This is a genomic window from Psychrobacter pulmonis (assembly GCF_904846465.1).
In the GTDB taxonomy this organism is placed as follows: domain Bacteria; phylum Pseudomonadota; class Gammaproteobacteria; order Pseudomonadales; family Moraxellaceae; genus Psychrobacter; species Psychrobacter faecalis.
Map to the genome: position 1 here is coordinate 175,694 of NZ_CAJHAT010000002.1, position 17,881 is coordinate 193,574.

Sequence of the window (17,881 nt, forward strand, 5' to 3'; positions counted from 1 at the left end):
GTCTTAATTTGACGGCAGCCAGTTTTTATAAAAGTTAATTATTAACAATAAATATTGTTATCGATAAACAACAAAGTGCTATCAATACAAGCTTTACGATATAGAATACAGTTTGCTTAGTACGATAGTTACGTGGATAAGAAAAGATAAATAGATTATGAAGCTTTCGACAAAAGTTACAGAACTGACCAATATTATTGCGCCTGCGGTAGCGGCTTGTGATGTGGCGCTGTGGGGTATTGAATTTGCGCCACAAGGTCGTCGCTCGTTGTTACGCATTTATATTGAGGCATTGCCAGAAGACCAAGCCCAAGATAAGCAAGTGACTATCGAGGACTGCGCCGCGGTAAATCATCAAGTGAGCGGTATTCTTGAGGTTCATGACCCGATTGCTGGCGAATATATTTTAGAAGTATCGTCGCCAGGTTTTGATCGTGCCTTTTTCTCAGATGAGCAAATGCGTGATTATGTCGGTCAAACCGTCAGCTTACGCTTGATTCAAGCGATTGGTGAAGGGGATAAAAAACGCCGCAAAGCAACTGGTACTTTAGACAGTATTGATGATACTTCTTTAAAGCTAACCGCCACTGATGGTGAGCAGTTTGAGATTGCATTAAGCAATATTGACAAAGCCAACTTGATTTATGAAGATGCTTAGTTTAAAAACAGTAGCTTGATAAATGAATATTTTACTCTCCAAACAGCCTTTGGCTTACGGTGAAAATATAACGTCAACACATTAACGATAAAGTTTAAGTCAATTATAAAACGATAGGACAGGTATAGCATGAGTCGTGAAATCTTAACGGTAGTAGAAACTGTCAGTAATGAAAAGGGCTTAAATCCTGAAGACATCTTTGAAGCAATCGAAGATGCTTTGGTGGTATCCACGAAGAAAAAAGTCTATACCGATCAGCCAGAAGTAGCGGTACGGGTTGCTATTGACCGTGCGACGGGCGATTATGATACTTATCGTTATTGGACAGTGGTTGCAGATGAAGACCATGAGATGCCTGCGTGTCAGCTGGCGATTACCGATCTTGACCAAGACGAATGGTCAATTGGTGATATCAAAGAAGAGCAGATCGAATCGATTGAATTTGGTCGTATTGCAGCTACGCAAGCCAAGCAAGTTATCATTCAAAAAATCCGTGAAGCAGAGCGCAATTTAGTAGCCGACGCTTTTGAGCCGCGTATTGGCGAGATGATGTATGGCGAAGTTAAAAAACAAACGCGCGATGGTTATATCATTGATTTAGGTGACAACGCTGAAGGCTATTTGTCACGTGATCAGATGCTACCTCGTGAACAATTGCGCCCAAAATCTCGTATCAATGCCATTTTGTACCATGTTAACCGCGAAAACCGCGGCGCTCAATTGTTACTATCACGCACGCACCCTGAAATGCTCTCAGCATTGATGCAAAAAGAAGTGCCTGAAATTGCTGAACAAATTATTGAAATTCGTAATGTCGCGCGCTTGCCGGGCACGCGTGCTAAAATAGCGGTTAAAACCAACGATCATCGTATTGATCCAGTTGGTGCTTGTATTGGTATGCGTGGTACGCGTATCCAAGCGGTACAGCAAGAGCTTGATGGCGAGCGTATCGATGTGGTGGTTTGGTCAGATGATCCAGCCCAATTTATCATCAGTGCGCTAGAACCAGCGGACGTCAGCAGTATCATCTTAGATGAAGACACGCAAACGGCGGATATTATCTTTAGCACCAATGATCAATTGGCGCGGGCGATTGGCTCACAAGGTCAAAACGTGCGTTTAGCCTCTGAATTAACCGGCTATAAGCTCAATATGATGTTAGAGGAAGAGTATCAGCAACGTCAAGAAAACGAAAGTAAGGCCTTTATCGAATTATTTTATGAGCGCTTAGAGGTCGATAAAGATCTTGCCCAAGCGCTGGTTGATATTGGTTTTACCAGTATTGAAGAAGTCGCTTATGTACCAGTCGAAACTTTCTATGATATCGAAGGCCTAGACGACGAAGCGATTGACATGATTCAAGAGCGAGCCAAAGAAGTGGTCATTGCCGATGAATTGGTCAAACAACAAAACATGAAAGAGCCAAGTCAAGAGCTACAAGATCTTGAAGGAATGACGGTCAGTTGGGCTTATAAAATGGCACAAAAAGACATCATTACCGTGGATGACTTGGCAGAACAAGCCGTCTTCGATCTAGAAGATATCGAAGGTTTAGATAGTGAAACCGCAGGAAAACTCATCATGAAAGCTCGGGAATCTTGGTTCAATGAATAAGCGGTAACTGCATATCGCTGTCTTTTAGTGATATGCTATCGATAATAAGGGCTGGTATGACGTATTCCAATCAAATGCGTTATAAATACTAGCCTTAACCCAATCATTTGTAGCCAACAACTGAATTGAACATATAGCAAATAATAGACAGTAGGTGATAATAAATGGCAGATAAGACCGTCAAAGAACTGGCAGATATGGTAGGCAAAACCGCAAGTGCTGTACAACAGCAACTGGTAGATGCTGGACTGCCTGCTCGTGCAGAGGATGACCTAGTCACCGAGCTTGAGCAAGAGAAGTTGGTGACGTATTTAAAGCAAAGTCATGGCCAGCAAGAAAAGCGACGTATTAGCCTGAAATCTAAGACGACCAGCACCGCACGCGTGACCGGCTCTTCAGGTAAATCTAAGAGCGTTAATGTAGAAGTGCGCAAAAAGAAAGTGTTCGAGAAGCCTGATCCAGAAAAGATGGCGGAAGAATTGGCAGCGCGCGAACAAGCCATGATTGAAGCACAAGAGCGTGCAACTAGAGAAGCAGAAGAGCGTGCCGCTACTAAGAAAAAGGCGGAAGAACGTCAAGCGGCTACGTTGGCAGCGATGCGTGCAAGCTTAGGTTCGAGCAAGAAGTCAGACGATAAGAATGACGATATCTCAACCTCAGTAGTGGTGAAAAAAGGCGGTAAAGCGGCGGTAGAAGTTAAACCGAAAGAGCAGCCGAAGAAAAAAGTTGCCGCCACAAAACCAAAAGTTGAGACCGCAGCTGAGCGTAAAGCTCGCGAAGCTCGTGAAGTCGAGGAAGCGCGTCTGCGTGAAATCGAAGCAGAAACTCGCCGCGCGCAAGCCGAAGAAGCGCAAAAGCGCACGCTTGAGCAAATGCGTAAAATGGCTGGTAAATATACCGATCAGCCTGCAACTGAAGTTCGTAAAGATGAGCCATTAGCCGAAGGTTTGGTCGGTGACGCTCTAGAAGAGTCGTTTGAAAAAGAACGTCGCGAAATCAAGCGCGGCACCAGTAGCACCAGTGCTCGCGGTCGTGGTCGCCGTAAAAATCAGGACGAGCGTGAAATCAAAAACCGTAAAAACGGTTTACGCTCAACGCAAGCCTCACAGCATAAGTTTGAAAAACCAGTCGATAAAATCGTTTACGATGTTGAGATCAGTGAACACATTACGGTTTCTGATTTGGCACAGCGTATGGCGGTTAAAGCTCGCGAAGTGACCAAACTGCTCATGAAAATGGGTGAAATCGCGCGCGAGTCCGACACCATTGATCAAGCAACGGCCAGTCTGATTGTTGAAGAAATGGGTCATAACCCAGTACCGGTTAGTGATACCAAGGTCGAAGACGATCTACAAGATGCGGTAGATGAGCGTAGCAGTAACGTGCAAACGCGTCCACCAGTTGTCACTATTATGGGTCACGTTGACCACGGTAAAACCTCATTACTCGATAAAATCCGCACAACGAAAGTTGCTACCGGTGAAGCGGGCGGTATTACCCAGCATATCGGTGCTTACCATGTGAAAACCGATCGCGGTGTTATCACTTTCCTTGATACCCCAGGTCACGCCGCCTTTAGTGCCATGCGTTCACGCGGTGCACAGGCAACGGATATCGTTGTCATCGTTGTCGCTGCCGATGATGGTATGATGCCACAAACGGAAGAAGCGATTGATCATGCGCGCGCTGCTGGTACGCCTATTATCGTCGCTATTAACAAAATGGATAAGCCAAGCGCCGATCCTGATCGCGTACTTAATGAACTCACTGCTAAAGAAGTGGTTTCAGAAGAATGGGGCGGCGATACCCCAATGGCACGTATCTCAGCCAAAACGGGTGACGGTATTGATGAGCTATTAGAGCTTATCAGTCTACAAGCTGAGTTGATGGAGCTAGAAGCGCCGTTAGACGGTGCTGCCCAAGGTGTCGTTATCGAATCAAGACTTGAAAAAGGTCGTGGTCCAGTTGTCAGTGTCCTAGTTAAAAAAGGTACCTTAAAACAGGGCGACTTGGTATTAGCAGGTGAGCATTACGGTAAGGTTCGTGCCATGACCGACGAAAATGGTCAACGAATCAAATCTGCTGGTCCGTCTATCCCTGTAGAGATATTAGGTTTACCTGAAACACCTGCTGCTGGTAGCGAGTTCTTAGTCTTAACCGACGAGAAAAAAGCCCGTGAAGTGGCAGATTTCAGAACCAACCGTGAGCGTGAACGCCAACTTGAACGTCAGAACGCCATGCGTCTAGAGAGCATGTTCGATCAGATGGAACAAGGCGATGTGTCATTCTTAAATATTGTCTTAAAAACTGACGTGCGTGGTTCGCTTGAAGCGTTACTTGCGGCTCTAAATGAGTTATCGACGGATGAAGTTAAAGTTCGAGTGATTAGCTCAGGCGTTGGTCCAATTTCTGAGTCCGATGTGACATTGGCTGAATCTAGCGAAGCGGTATTATTAGGCTTTAACGTCCGTGCAGACGCAACCGCACGCCGTAAAGCAGACGCTGCTAAAATGGATATTCGCTACTACAGCGTTATCTATGGCTTGATTGATGATGTCAAAGCGGCAATGAGTGGTATGCTAGCGCCAGAACATCGTGAGAAAATCTTGGGTGTTGCTGAGGTTCGCGAAGTATTCCGTTCTAGTAAGTTTGGTGCTGCTGCCGGTTGTATGGTGGTTGAAGGAACGATTTATCGCAACAAACCTATCCGCGTCTTGCGTGATGACCAAGTTATCTTTACGGGTCAATTGCAATCATTACGTCGTTATAAAGAAGACGTTAATGAAGTACGTACCGGTATGGAGTGTGGTCTAGCGGTTCGTGGTTACGACGTCGAAGCGGGCGATAAAATCGAAGTCTTTGAAATCCAAGAGTTCGCCCGTACTATCTAAAGCAGTCGTTTGACAATTCTTAATATTCAGCTGTACTTAGGCCTAACAGGTACACCCTGCTAGGCCTTTTTTAGCAAATGCTAGTCCTAAAATTTGTTACTAAGCAAACCTACTCATCAATAAAAAATAAGCTACATTAAAGTAAGGTAATAACATGAATCAACGTTTACAACGCTTAGCTGATCAGATTCAGCGTGAGCTTGCGGTCCTTATTCGTGACGAAGTCAATGACCCGCGTTTGACGGGCTTTGTCACTATTTCTAGCGTTAAAGTTAGCCCAGACTTGGGTTATGCTGATATTTATGTCACCATCATGGAGCCTGAGCTTAACGATGCGATGACCAAATCTAGCCATGAAGACAGCATCAAGGTCCTCAATAAAGCGGCGGGTTTTTTGCGTACCGAATTAAGCCACAGTCTAAAAACGCGTACCACACCGCGTTTACGCTTTCATTATGATGAAGTGACGGCGCGTGGCAACTATATGATGGATCTTATCAATAAGGCCGTGACCAAAACTGAGCAAAACGAGTCTGATGAGCAAGAAATTAACGAGTAATAGCTATTATGTCGACCGCCTCTACTAACACCTCTACGCCAGCCGCTGCAAAAACGCTTAAAACGCCTGAGAAAATCAAAGTCTCGGGCGTAATATTAGTGGATAAGCCGCAAGGTATGACCTCGCAACAAGTAGTGTCAAAGGTGAAATACCTGTTTAAATCACCCAACCATGACAGTAAAAAAGCTGGTCATACAGGCACACTCGATCCGATGGCAACGGGTTTATTGCCCATTTGCTTAGGTGAGGCGACTAAGTTTAGTCACTATCAACTCGATGCCGATAAAACCTATCAAGCAACCATTCTTTTGGGTAGTCAAACCGATACGGGTGATGCCGACGGGCAGATTGTTGCTGAAGCACTTATTCCACAGTTTGATCATGCCATATTAGAAAACATTGCTCAGCAATTTTTAGGGCCACAGCAGCAAATTCCTCCGATGTATTCGGCGCTAAAAAAAGATGGCAGAAAATTGTATGAATATGCGCGAGCAGGTATTGAGATTGAGCGGCCCGCAAGAGATATTGTCATTAAAGCCATTGATTTAACCGCAATCGATGCGCAACAAATTCAGTTGATAGTGACTTGCTCGAAAGGTACATACGTACGAGTATTGGCAGAAGATATCGCTAAAACCCTTGGCACGCTAGGGCATCTCACCGCTTTACGGCGCCTAAAGGTTGGTAGTTTTAAGATTGATAATGCGATTGGTTTGGCCAATCTAGAAGCGTTGTCGCTTGAGAGTCGCCTAACCCACCTATTACCCGTTGATGCTTGTATCACCCTTGATACGGAGCTTACCTTAACCACAGAGCAGTGCGCCCGTGTTCATATGGGACAGCGCTTAAATGTCACCGAGCAGCTGACGGACGATATACGAAGCTATATTACAACGGCTATCGAACAACAGCATTATGAGAATGACGGTGACAAAGAAGATAGTGAAGCCTTATTACCTCATGAAATACCCGTAGATATTCGTCTTATAGATGAGCAAGGGCAGTTTATTGGTTTAGGAGCGGTAAGTTTAAACGGGCGACTACAGCCTAAAAAGTTGATTCAGTTATGATGTACCTTTTCAAAGCAGCTTAACTGAAACTAGGTAAAGCTTACTAAGAGTTTACACTAATCACATATCATCACATTTTATTGCAGGTTTCACCTATAGTGAAACCTGCTTTTTTTGTACCTTAGTTAAGTCAGCTACGGAAAGCGAGACAAGGATATAAAAACTATAAGAAAATAAAAATTATAAAAATGGGGTTTTATTAAATATTAGAATTATAAAAAAGCAGTATATATAAAAATAAAAAGACATTAACTAATATAAAAAGTATCTGAGATTAATAATAAAAGATATATTTTAAAAATACTCATACCTAAAGTTGAAATCTAAAGTATAAGGATTATTATGAAAACCATTGCTTTCTTATTACATAATAACTTCGAACAAGCTGAATATGAAGAAGTTAACAACCAATTAAAAGATAAAGGTTATAAAACAGTCCTCATTACGACCAATAAAGACAAAGAAGTCCAAGGCATGCAGCAGGACGTCAATAAGGGTGATACCTTCACTGCAGATATATTTGCTAAAGACGCTAACGTTGCTGATTATGAGGCACTGGTTTTGCCAGGTGGCACGGTGAATGCCGATACCATACGCGGTAACGAAGAAGCGCACAGTATTATTAATGCTATTAACGATGCAGGTAAACCATTAGCGGTCATTTGCCACGCGCCTTGGGTATTAATCAATACAGGCATTGCTAAAGGTAAAACCTTAACAGCTTATCACTCGTTACAGACCGATTTAGAAAATGCGGGCGCAAATTTCGTCGATAAAAGCGTGCAAGTGGATGGTAATTTAATTACCTCACGTAATCCAGATGACATTAACGATTTTGTCGCTGCTATTGATAAAGCGTTATCTTAGATTAATAAACCAATTAAATTTTATAGATTACCTAAAAGAAGCAGCTACTATTTATTAACGATGTATTTATATTGACTTTACGAAATTGCCATAACTTTAAAATCATAACTACAAAAAAGGAAATTATTATGTCAAATCCTAATCCGAACGATACCAAGCTTGAGCAACAACGTTCAGAATCAGCAACTGCTGCCCTAAAGGGTCAAACAGAAGATAATCATACGCAAGATACTGAAGCGGCTGCAGACCGTATTGCTGATAATTTAAAAAATGCTAAAGAAGAAAAATAGTTAACTCCGTAATTTATTGAATCTGCTGATTATTAATAAAATAGTTAGTAAAAATATACAAAAATAATGATAACTGGGAGTATTTATGACTGACTCAAAAGGCAACATGGACGCGCAAGAGAAAAAAATTAAACAACAAGCCAAAGATATCAATCCTAAAGAAGATAATATTCCAGATAGTTTAGCGGAAGCAACGACGGCTCCTCTTGAAGATAATGAGCTTGGCGGTAATGCTACGCAGGACGACGTTAAGAATGATAAATAGTTGATAAAACGTCAGTCTTATAAATTTAGACCTTAATCAATTTTTCTCTGCAAAAATTGTAAAACTACTATAAAAACTGCTGCTAGTTCAGCAGTTTTTTGTTATAATCGCTGTCACGTTTAATTTTCGCTTTATTCTTAACTAAACGTTCTAATTGATAAGTTTGTCGTACACTAGGTCAACTCTAGTAATGCAGGGTTGTCCTGAATGACGGTTAAACTTTTTATTTTTTATTCTATTGTGCCTAGATGCTTTAAATTGAAAGTATCTTAGTACATTTAGCATTGCCGGAGAGATTTATGCTAACCAATTCTGATCGTGAACAAATCATTGCTCAATACCAACGTGGCGAAAATGACACTGGTTCTCCAGAAGTTCAAGTAGCACTATTGAGTGCTCGTATCAACGATTTACAGAACCATTTTAAAGAGCACAAAGCAGACCATCATAGCCGTCGTGGTCTTATCCGTATGGTTAACACGCGCCGTAAACTGCTTGACTACTTAAAAGGTAAAGACCTTGGTCGTTATACCACCCTTATTAGCCAATTAGGTCTACGTCGTTAATTTGGTAGTAATATTACCGATGGCGACCAAAAAAGATTATGCGCTAATATGGCAGTATTTTGAATTTTTTGCTCAACCATTTGGTACTTACTTGCTAAGCTCGATAAAATAGATTTTTTCTAAAGACGGTGTGGAATAGTTTCACGCCGTTTTTTTATGCGTACTTATATGATGAGTTTGACCGTTAAAGTATTGTGCTCTAGTGTCACCTTTAATGCGGCAGTCGCTTATTTTAACCGACTTTTTTATACTGGAATGCTTATAACGGTAATGCGCAAACAGACAGTTTGGCATTTCATTGGTCAATGGCTATAAATCACTGTAAAATAATGCCTTATGAGTTTGAGAGTAGTACTTGCGCTCGATTAAATATTTATAAGGTTTAACTTTATGAGTATTGTTCATCAAACAGTGGCCAGCAAAGCAGATTTTAGTCAGCAAATAACGTGAAATCGTTATTTAAATAAATGTATCAAATAAATAGGTAACAAAATTGCTCTAATCGATACAGTTTTCAATTATGTTAACGTCAATTAGTAGCTAATCACGAATAACCAGTTACCAAGAATTTTTAATGACAGATATCAGCTTTTTATGATGCTGATATCCCTTTCGTCAGTCAATATTAGGAAAATTATATGACAATGTTTAATACCATTAAGCGTGAATTCCAGTACGGCGACCAGCAGGTCGTTATTGAAACGGGCCGTATCGCGCGTCAAGCAAACTCTATTTTGGTTCACATGGGCGGCGTGACTGTCCTAGTAGCGGCAGTAGTAAAGTCGGATGCTAAAGAAGGTCAAAACTTCTTTCCATTGACCGTCAACTATCAAGAAAAAATGTATGCGGCTGGTAAAATTCCAGGTGCATATGGTAAACGTGAAGGCCGTGCCAGCGAAAATGAAACCTTAACGTCGCGTCTGATTGACCGTCCGATTCGTCCGCTATTCCCTGAAGGCTATGTGAACGAAATTCAAATTACGGCAACGGTTGTCTCGTCTGATAAAACTCAGTCGGCAGATATCGCGGCACTCATCGGTGCTTCAGCAGCGCTGGCTATTTCTGATGCACCATTTAATGGCCCGGTAGCAGCAGCGCGTGTTGGCTTTATCAATGGCGAATATGTCCTTAACCCAACGCTTGAGCAGCTTAAAGACAGCGACCTTGACTTGGTGGTTGCGGGTACCAAATCTGCAGTATTGATGGTTGAATCAGAAGCGAAAGAATTGTCTGAAGACCAAATGCTAGGTGCGGTTTTATACGGTCATCAGCAGCAGCAAATCGTCATTGATAATATCGCGTCATTGGCAGAAGAGGTTGGTACCGCTAAGCAGCAATATACCGCGCCTGTTCGCGATCAAGCGTTAGAAACCAGCATGAAAGAGCAGTTTGGTGAGCAAGTGGCTGATGCTTATACTATTACCAATAAGCAAGAGCGCTACAGCAAACTTGACGAAATCAAACAAGCGATCATCGAAGCATTGGCAGGTGACGCCGAAGCAGAAACGTATAACGATACGGTATCTGAATTAAAAGAAATTTATGAAGAGTTAAAATACCGCACCGTTCGTGACAATATCTTGTCAGGTAAGCCGCGTATCGATGGCCGTGATCTTGAAACCGTTCGTGCGCTAGATGTACAAGTAGGCGTATTACCATATACCCATGGTTCAGCATTATTTACCCGCGGCGAGACGCAAGCATTAGTAACCACCACGCTTGGTAACACCCGTGATGTAAACATGATTGATTCATTGGCTGGTACGATTCGTGACCATTTCATGTTGCATTATAACTTCCCACATTTCTCAGTTGGTGAGACCGGCCGTGAAGGTGTGCCAAAACGCCGTGAAATCGGTCATGGTCGCCTAGCGCGCCGCGGTGTTGAAGCGATGCTGCCAGATAGCGAACGCTTCCCGTACGTGATTCGTGTAGTATCTGAAATCACCGAATCAAATGGTTCCTCTTCAATGGCTTCGGTTTGCGGCGCAAGCTTGGCATTGATGGACGCTGGCGTACCACTAAAAGCACCAGTTGCGGGTATCGCAATGGGTCTGGTAAAAGAAGGCGAGCGCTTTGCGGTATTGTCTGACATCCTAGGTGATGAAGATCATCTTGGCGATATGGACTTTAAAGTAGCAGGCACAAAAGATGGTATCACCGCGCTACAGATGGATATTAAAATCGAAGGTATTACCCCAGACATTATGGAGCAAGCGCTTAAGCAAGCCCATGCTGGCCGTATTCATATCCTAGAAGCGATGAATAAAGTACTGCCTGCAAGCCGTACAGAAATCAACGCTCATGCGCCTAACTATGCGGTCATCGAAATCAACCCAGAAAAAATCCGCGATGTGATTGGTAAAGGTGGCGCAACGATTCGTCAGCTAACCGAAGAAACTGGCGCAGTTATTGATATCGATGATGCTGGTACGATTCGTATTTTTGGTGAAAACAAAGCAGCCACCAAAGCGGCTATCGGCAAAATTGAAGCCATTACCGCAGAAGTAGAAGTTGGTAAAACTTATCAAGGTACGGTTGCGCGTATCGTTGACTTCGGTGCTTTCGTTAACGTCTTGCCAAACACCGATGGCCTCGTACATATCTCGCAAATCGCCGATGAGCGCGTAGAAAATGTTTCTGACTATCTAAAAGAAGGTCAAACCGTCAGCGTATTGGTACAAGACGTTGATAACCGTGGTCGTATTAAGCTGACCATGAAAGGTATCGAGCAAAGCTAATTCGCGTTTTTTGAATTAGTTAGATAAAAAAAACCGCTTTGGTTGCTGATATTAGCAAACAAGGCGGTTTTTTTATGTCTTCAAAAAGGTGAGGATAGGGAGAAAATGATTTATATGCTGATATCTTTAGGAAGGTGGATATCGATACGCAGCTTTGGTAAATCTTGCAAATGCTGGTTGATGAGCGGCAAGATATCGCTATGCCAGTCTAAAGCAATTAATTTTTCTACTTCGGCGTTGTTACTACCATCATTTTGAGCAGAATTTTTTTGCGAATAATGAGCAATAAGCGGGCGCGCTAGCAAGGCAATCCTACGTATACCTTGATAACGGATAAGCGGGATAAGTTGCTGTTGTAAATCGACTAGAGCTGCGCTTAGCCAACTTACCCTCGGTGAATGATAGGGATGATCCGATATCACGAGGTTGGCAATATAACTTGGTTGGCTACCGTTGCTACTGACGCCAAGCCCAGCTTGCTCACGTGCGCGTTTATGCATCAAACAGCTACCAACCATTAGGCTACCCTCGCGGCAGGCACGAAAGTAGCGTTGGTAATTGTCCGGGTACAGGTTTTTGCTGCGCGTAAGGATAGGGTCTAACAGAATACCGGCGTTATTCACTGGCAATACCAGCAATTGGGCGCTGCTATTTAAAATAGGGGCGTGAGTAAGTTGTAGACTTGCCATTTATCTATCTGCCCCTTTGTGAAATGAATATTATTCTACTCTGTTTTTCGCGCTTTCAGCAGCTTCTAATTGGGCAATTTGCTCCTCCAGGAGGGCGATTTGCTCTTCTTTCATCTCTGTCAGCTGCTTATTCATTGCCAACTGTTCCGCTGCCAGCTTCTCTTGTTCTGCTAAGCGCTGACGCTCATCTTCTAAGCGATCTATTTCTTCTTTTGCTAAACTATTATTTTCCGGCAAGGGCGCATTTAGAATAGCGTCGGGATCAGGGATTTGGCTGTTTGTACTTATCGAGCTATCGCTATCCAAAGTTAGTTCACCATCATCTAATGAGGTGGTATCTGCTTGCGCAGCGTTATTTTGCTCAATAGACTCGGCAGTAGGTGTTGTGCTTTCGATCGGCGCCTTTTCAGTGTCTAGCGAATTGTTTTTCCAAACCAAGTAGCCAATTAAGAAAACAGCTAGTATGACAATTGGCCACCATTTATTGCGTTGTTTCACTGGTTGTTTTTTTAATGGTTTAACTGATAAAGGCGGTGTTTGTTTTTTATTCATACAATGGTCGATTTATGTCAAAAATATAAGTAGGCATACTATAGCAAACTCAAAATAAAAAGCCTATCTATTGGTAGATAGGCTAAGTGTCATTAGGACTTGACGATACAGCTTTTATTGCTTATGGCTTGAATTTGACTGTCCCACTGGTACCAGTCGACATCGCATCACGCGCGATCTGGTCCTCTAAATGGTTTTTAGCACTGATAGTATCGGGATCGGGGCGGCGCTCTGTATGTCCGCACTGCGTACATTCGATGTATTCGTCAGGTTCGGGTGTGACGATATTTACTTGCATCACTGCATCCATCGCCTGACATTTAGGGCAGCGAACGCCTGCTAAAAACCGGCGCTTTGGCGTTGATGATTGATAGCGCATTTAGATGACCTCGCGCGTCGTTTGAACATTGGCTTTAGCAACGTCATTTTTAGTATTGTCAAAACCACTATGCCGTAGTAAAGCATCGATACTGGCGCTGCGACCTCGGAAGTTCTCAAAATTGGTCTTAGCAGGGAAACTACCACCGACTGATAAAATAGTCTCACGGAAGGCTTTTCCTGTGGTTGGGTTAAAAATACCTTCTTCTTCAAACTTACTAAACGCATCGGCAGATAAAAGCTCCGCCCATTTATATGAGTAATAACCGGCGGCATAACCCCCAGCAAAGATATGGCTAAAGCCATTAGCAAAACGGTTATAATCCGGTGTCTGCATAATCGCAATATCATCGCGCACGGCGTTTAGCGTCGCCAAGATACCTTCATAATTAAGGGCTGGTGTGTGCGCATGAATCAATAAATCAAAAAGCGCAAACTCGATTTGACGTAAGGTTTGCATGCCGCTTTGGAAGTTTTTGACCGCTAGTAGGGCGGCAAGTTTGTCTTTTGGCAAGGGTTCGCCGCTTTCAACATGGCTACTTATTAAAGCAATCCCTTCGGCATCCCACGCCCAGTTTTCCATAAATTGACTGGGCAATTCGACCGCGTCCCACTCAACGCCATTGACACCAGCGACATCACTAACGGTGACTTGGGTGAGTAAATGGTGCAAACCGTGACCGAATTCGTGAAACAAAGTGAGTACTTCATCGTGAGTCAATAGGCTTGGTTTACCATCGAGGGCAGGGGTGAAGTTGCCGACCATAAAGCAGACCGGTAGCTGCTGATGGTCTTGCTCCGTATAGGTATAACGTGATTGAAAACCGCTCATCCACGCGCCGCCGCGTTTGCCGCTACGAGCAAATAAATCAAAGTAAAAGCCACCAAGCAAGTGATCATCGGCGTCAAATAATTGATAAAAACGCACGTCATCGTGCCAGCGCGACACAGACTCACTGTGCTCTTGTACCTTGATACCGTATAAGCGCTCAACGATCGTAAATAATCCGCTAATCACTTTCGGTAGTGGGAAATAAGGACGTATTTCCTCTTGCGATAAGCTAAATTCGCTCTGTTTTACTTTTTCGGCAATATAAGCGCTGTCCCATGGCTGCAAGTCCTCAATGCCATAATCCTGCGCATATTTTTGTAGCTGAGCTAAGTCTTGCTTAGCGGCTGGGGTTGCTTGCGCCGCCAAATCGCGTAAAAAGGTTTCAACCTCTATTACGCTATCTGCCATTTTGGTCGACAGTGACACTTCTGCATAATTATCAAAACCTAATAACTTGGCTTTTTGCGCGCGTAATTGCAGAATTTGACTCATGATGTCGGCATTATTAAGCGACTCACCTTTGGCATTGGTATGCTTATCAAACTCAGAAGCGCGGGTCACATAAGCGCGGTAAAGCGTTTCACGCAGATTACGATCATCGGCGTGGGTCATGACAGCAAGGTAAACAGGGATGTTTAAGCTGGCAACATAATAAGGCGTCGGCAAAGCATCGATTTCTGCTTGGGTGAGCGCAGCGCTGGCAAGCTCACGCGCTTTATACTGTTCACCTGCGTCCGCTAATAGCGCCAAACCACTCTCAGTTAACCCTGCTAATTGGCCTTGTTCAAGCGGTAAGGCATACGCCTGAGTAGCATCCAAGATATGGTCTGAGAACGTCGCTGATAAAGTCGACAATTCACTTTGAATAGCAGCAAAGGTTTCTTGTTCAGCTTTGGGTAGCGCAACGCCTGATAGCTCAAAGCTACGCAGCGCAAGCTCAATCGCTCGCGCCCGCGCAGGTTCTAGAGCAGCAAAGAAAGCCTGATCATTGACGATCGTCTGATAGCGACTAAATAGCGGCTGATGCTGACCAACACGCGTGCCATAAGCAGACAGCTTGGGCAACAATTCATGATGGACATGACGAATCTCATCGCTACTCATCACGCTATTAAGATGCGACAAAATCCCCCAACTACGATCCAACGCCAAGTTTATATGGTCAAAGCTCATGACCTCTGCCAACGCCTGCTCAGCGCTAAGCTTGCTATCTGCCGACATCTCATCTAAAAAACGGTTGGCAGCATCGATAGCACTGATGACCTGGCTTTGTAAGGCATCAGGTGTGGTACTGGAAAAATCAACAAGGTGTAAATCTGGAGCAATAGAGTTCATAAAGAAAGGTATCCAATGTCTGTTAGTCAAGGTCTGTTAGTAATGAATAAGTTATTATGATTTAGATAAAGTGCTATGAACGTTATTTAAAACGTAGTTTAAGACGTAATTTAAAGTAAAGGTTATCTAAAAGATGGGTATGACGCGGTTGAAATACAAGCCAGCGTTATAATTGGTTTTAGAGTGTTCATTTTACAAATGGGATTTTTAGAAATGTCCAATTGGATAATAACCCGGCGCTAATTATCGATATGACCGATAGTTAGCTAAGTTTCACTTACAAAGCGTCATCATTTACTTGCAAATTAACCCTACAGGGAGTGAGGACAAGTTGTTAGCATCTTAGTAATACAAGGACTTAATATAATAAATTAAATACAAGGCAGTTATTAAAAATAATTTTCAAATTCTAAGACAATTTTGCAATACCAACCAATCATAATAAGATAAGGAGCAGTATTTATGAAAGCAACTCTTAAAAGTCTACGTGAGACCAAAGCCAATCCAGCGGTCAGTATTTTTGTCAAAACCCACCGTGAGCATCCTGACAATCAAAAGGATCCTATCGCCCTAAAAAACCAATTAAAAGTCGTCGAAGAGCGCCTAAATAACGAGTACGACAAAAGTACCGCCACCTCTATTTTAGAAAATATCAAAAATAAAACCAGTGACCTAAATCACAACTATAACTTAGATACCTTAGCCATATTTGCTAGCACTGACGATGCTCAAATCGTCCGTATGCCTATTGATACCAAAGAGCGCGTGATCATCTCTGATAGATTTGCAACGCGTGATTTGGTGCGTGATATGGCCAGCGCCGTGCATTATTATACGGTAGTATTAACCCGTGATAAGGCGCGCTTGATTGAAGCGTCTAACGACCGTGTGGTCAAGGAGTTTGATCAAGATACTGATGCACAAAACAATATGGAAAATATTCCGTTTCCTGTAGAAAATAATGGTTTATATACAACGGGTGATGCAGGCTCTGATCGCTCAGCAAATAACGAGAGTAGCTATCTAAAAGAGTTCTTTAACCAAGTAGATAAGAGCGTACAAGAGCTATGGGGCGAGCATAAAATGCCTTTAGTCATCGTTGGGGATACCAAAAATATCGGTTATTATAAAGATGTTTGTGATCGTCCAGATAATATTATTGCTACCGTTTCAAATGCCACCAATTTGGAAGAAGGCAGCGCGCAGCATATCGTTGATAGCGTACAAGAAGCGGTTGAAAATTATCGCTCGTCATTACATCAAGCCGCTATGGGTGAAATTGACAAAGCGCGCGGTGCCAATATGCTGCAAACGGATTTACAAGAAGTGTACCGCAGCGCCTTCCAAGGGGTTGGCGAGACTTTATATGTTCGTCGCGGTTACATGCAACCGGCTATGATCGATGAAGCGGCGCAGACTTTAAGCATGGCTGATGATGCGACTGCCCAAGGCGTGACTGATGATGCGGTTGGCGAAATCATCGAACACGTCATTCATAACGGTGGCAAAGCCGTATTCATGCCGCAGGAGCTGATGGGTGAAGATCAGCCAATTGCTCTGGTAACGCGCTATTAATTGATAGCTGCTATTCGTTAATGAGTTAGCCATCGTTACGACTTAGGTATAATATGGGAGCATTGGTTCGATATGAATCAATGCTCTTTTTTATAATAACCTAGGTTCATGTTTATCTGATGACCGGTGTCATTTGATAAGTTTTTAATAAAACGCTGTTCACCCTTACGCTATCCATATTGAGTTTATAACTGATAAATTTATGACTAATACCACCTCTTTTGTTTTAACCAGCTACAACATTCATAAAGGCATGTCGCCGATGAATCGCCAAGTGAAGATACAGGGTATCGCCCAAGCGCTTGATATCATCGGCTCAGACATTCTTTGCCTGCAAGAAGTGCAGGGGCAAAACCTCAAGCGCAATATGCAATATAACGAATACCCCGACCAATCACAGCACGAATGGTTTGGTGAATATCTGCAACTGCAAAACAGCTATGGCAAAAACTCAGAGTATGAAAACGGTCATCATGGCAATGCGGTGTTGAGTCGCTTTCCGCTAGACCCAAAACATAACGTCAATATTACGGTGAATAAACTTGAGCAGCGCGGTGTCTTGCACTGTGAAGTGCAGCCGCTAGGGTGGGAGATGCCAGTGGTGGTATTATGCGCCCATTTAAACCTCTTTGAGCGCGACCGTATCAAGCAGTACGAAGCCATCTCCAATTATGTGCGTAATGAGATTGCTGCCGAACAGCCGCTGATTTTGGCAGGTGATTTTAATGATTGGAAAAAAATGTCTTGTGACAGGCTCGCTTCAAGCTTAGGGATGACCGAAGCTTTTAAGCATTGTCATGGCAAATTGCTACCGACTTTTCCAGCAAAACTGCCTGTGCTCAGTCTAGACCGCATCTATGTGCGCAATCTAAGGGTAAAAGACGCCTGGGTGCATACCGGTAAGCCTTGGTCAACACTATCGGATCATTTGCCGCTAAGTGCAGAGTTAGCATTGTTATGAATTGCTGTTATCAGTTAATGGATAACAAGTAAGAAACT

At 43.1% G+C, this 17,881-nt stretch carries 16 protein-coding genes; 12 read left to right on the forward strand and 4 right to left on the reverse strand.

Going from position 1 to position 17,881, the window contains the following annotated elements; translation table 11 throughout:
- The first annotated feature begins 157 nt into the window (after positions 1–157).
- The 10 genes from rimP (at position 158) to pnp (ending at position 11,521) form a co-directional block, all read left to right on the forward strand.
- Positions 158–658: a ribosome maturation factor RimP gene (gene rimP, locus JMX70_RS04475; RefSeq protein WP_068407904.1), complete on the forward strand. Its 501-nt coding sequence runs from the start codon at positions 158–160 to the stop codon at positions 656–658.
- A 129-nt stretch (positions 659–787) separates the two neighbouring features.
- Complete coding sequence (gene nusA, locus JMX70_RS04480; protein ID WP_068407903.1) at positions 788–2,272, forward strand: transcription termination factor NusA; 1,485 nt, start codon at positions 788–790, stop codon at positions 2,270–2,272.
- Between the two features lie 164 nt (positions 2,273–2,436).
- Positions 2,437–5,163 carry a translation initiation factor IF-2 gene (gene infB, locus JMX70_RS04485; protein WP_200663038.1) on the forward strand — a complete coding sequence of 909 codons (2,727 nt, stop codon included), beginning with the start codon at positions 2,437–2,439 and terminating at the stop codon, positions 5,161–5,163.
- A 154-nt stretch (positions 5,164–5,317) separates the two neighbouring features.
- Positions 5,318–5,722: a ribosome-binding factor A gene (locus JMX70_RS04490; protein WP_068407899.1), complete on the forward strand. Its 405-nt coding sequence runs from the start codon at positions 5,318–5,320 to the stop codon at positions 5,720–5,722.
- 8 nt (positions 5,723–5,730) lie between these two features.
- On the forward strand, positions 5,731–6,792 hold the full coding sequence (truB, locus tag JMX70_RS04495; RefSeq protein WP_201589954.1) for a tRNA pseudouridine(55) synthase TruB: 1,062 nt from the start codon (positions 5,731–5,733) through the stop codon (positions 6,790–6,792).
- Between the two features lie 342 nt (positions 6,793–7,134).
- Positions 7,135–7,659, forward strand: a complete 525-nt coding sequence (locus tag JMX70_RS04500) for a type 1 glutamine amidotransferase domain-containing protein (RefSeq protein ID WP_068407895.1) — start codon at positions 7,135–7,137, stop codon at positions 7,657–7,659.
- 128 nt (positions 7,660–7,787) lie between these two features.
- Positions 7,788–7,949: a hypothetical protein gene (locus JMX70_RS04505; protein ID WP_156508534.1), complete on the forward strand. Its 162-nt coding sequence runs from the start codon at positions 7,788–7,790 to the stop codon at positions 7,947–7,949.
- A gap of 85 nt (positions 7,950–8,034) precedes the next feature.
- A complete protein-coding gene (locus tag JMX70_RS04510) occupies positions 8,035–8,214 on the forward strand; it encodes a hypothetical protein (RefSeq protein WP_201589955.1) in 180 nt (59 codons plus the stop codon).
- Between the two features lie 299 nt (positions 8,215–8,513).
- Complete coding sequence (rpsO, locus tag JMX70_RS04515) at positions 8,514–8,780, forward strand: 30S ribosomal protein S15 (protein ID WP_068407892.1); 267 nt, start codon at positions 8,514–8,516, stop codon at positions 8,778–8,780.
- Between the two features lie 638 nt (positions 8,781–9,418).
- On the forward strand, positions 9,419–11,521 hold the full coding sequence (pnp, locus tag JMX70_RS04520; RefSeq protein ID WP_201589957.1) for a polyribonucleotide nucleotidyltransferase: 2,103 nt from the start codon (positions 9,419–9,421) through the stop codon (positions 11,519–11,521).
- A 110-nt stretch (positions 11,522–11,631) separates the two neighbouring features.
- Here the strand turns inward: pnp and JMX70_RS04525 are convergent, their stop codons facing one another.
- From JMX70_RS04525 to JMX70_RS04540, 4 genes are all read right to left on the reverse strand, one after another.
- A complete protein-coding gene (locus tag JMX70_RS04525) occupies positions 11,632–12,210 on the reverse strand; it encodes a macro domain-containing protein (protein WP_201589959.1) in 579 nt (192 codons plus the stop codon).
- 30 nt (positions 12,211–12,240) lie between these two features.
- Positions 12,241–12,762 carry a hypothetical protein gene (locus tag JMX70_RS04530; protein ID WP_201589961.1) on the reverse strand — a complete coding sequence of 174 codons (522 nt, stop codon included), beginning with the start codon at positions 12,760–12,762 and terminating at the stop codon, positions 12,241–12,243.
- Between the two features lie 121 nt (positions 12,763–12,883).
- A complete protein-coding gene (locus JMX70_RS04535) occupies positions 12,884–13,141 on the reverse strand; it encodes a YheV family putative zinc ribbon protein (RefSeq protein ID WP_144296850.1) in 258 nt (85 codons plus the stop codon).
- Positions 13,142–15,307 (reverse strand): M3 family metallopeptidase, encoded by a 2,166-nt coding sequence (locus JMX70_RS04540; RefSeq protein WP_201589963.1) that lies wholly within the window; start codon positions 15,305–15,307, stop codon positions 13,142–13,144.
- A 462-nt stretch (positions 15,308–15,769) separates the two neighbouring features.
- Between JMX70_RS04540 and JMX70_RS04545 the strand changes: the two genes are divergently transcribed.
- Positions 15,770–16,882, forward strand: coding sequence for an AOC03_06830 family ribosome hibernation factor (locus JMX70_RS04545; protein ID WP_200663047.1), 1,113 nt, complete (start codon positions 15,770–15,772; stop codon positions 16,880–16,882).
- A 202-nt stretch (positions 16,883–17,084) separates the two neighbouring features.
- Complete coding sequence (locus JMX70_RS04550; protein ID WP_144296847.1) at positions 17,085–17,843, forward strand: endonuclease/exonuclease/phosphatase family protein; 759 nt, start codon at positions 17,085–17,087, stop codon at positions 17,841–17,843.
- Positions 17,844–17,881: the final 38 nt, after the last annotated feature.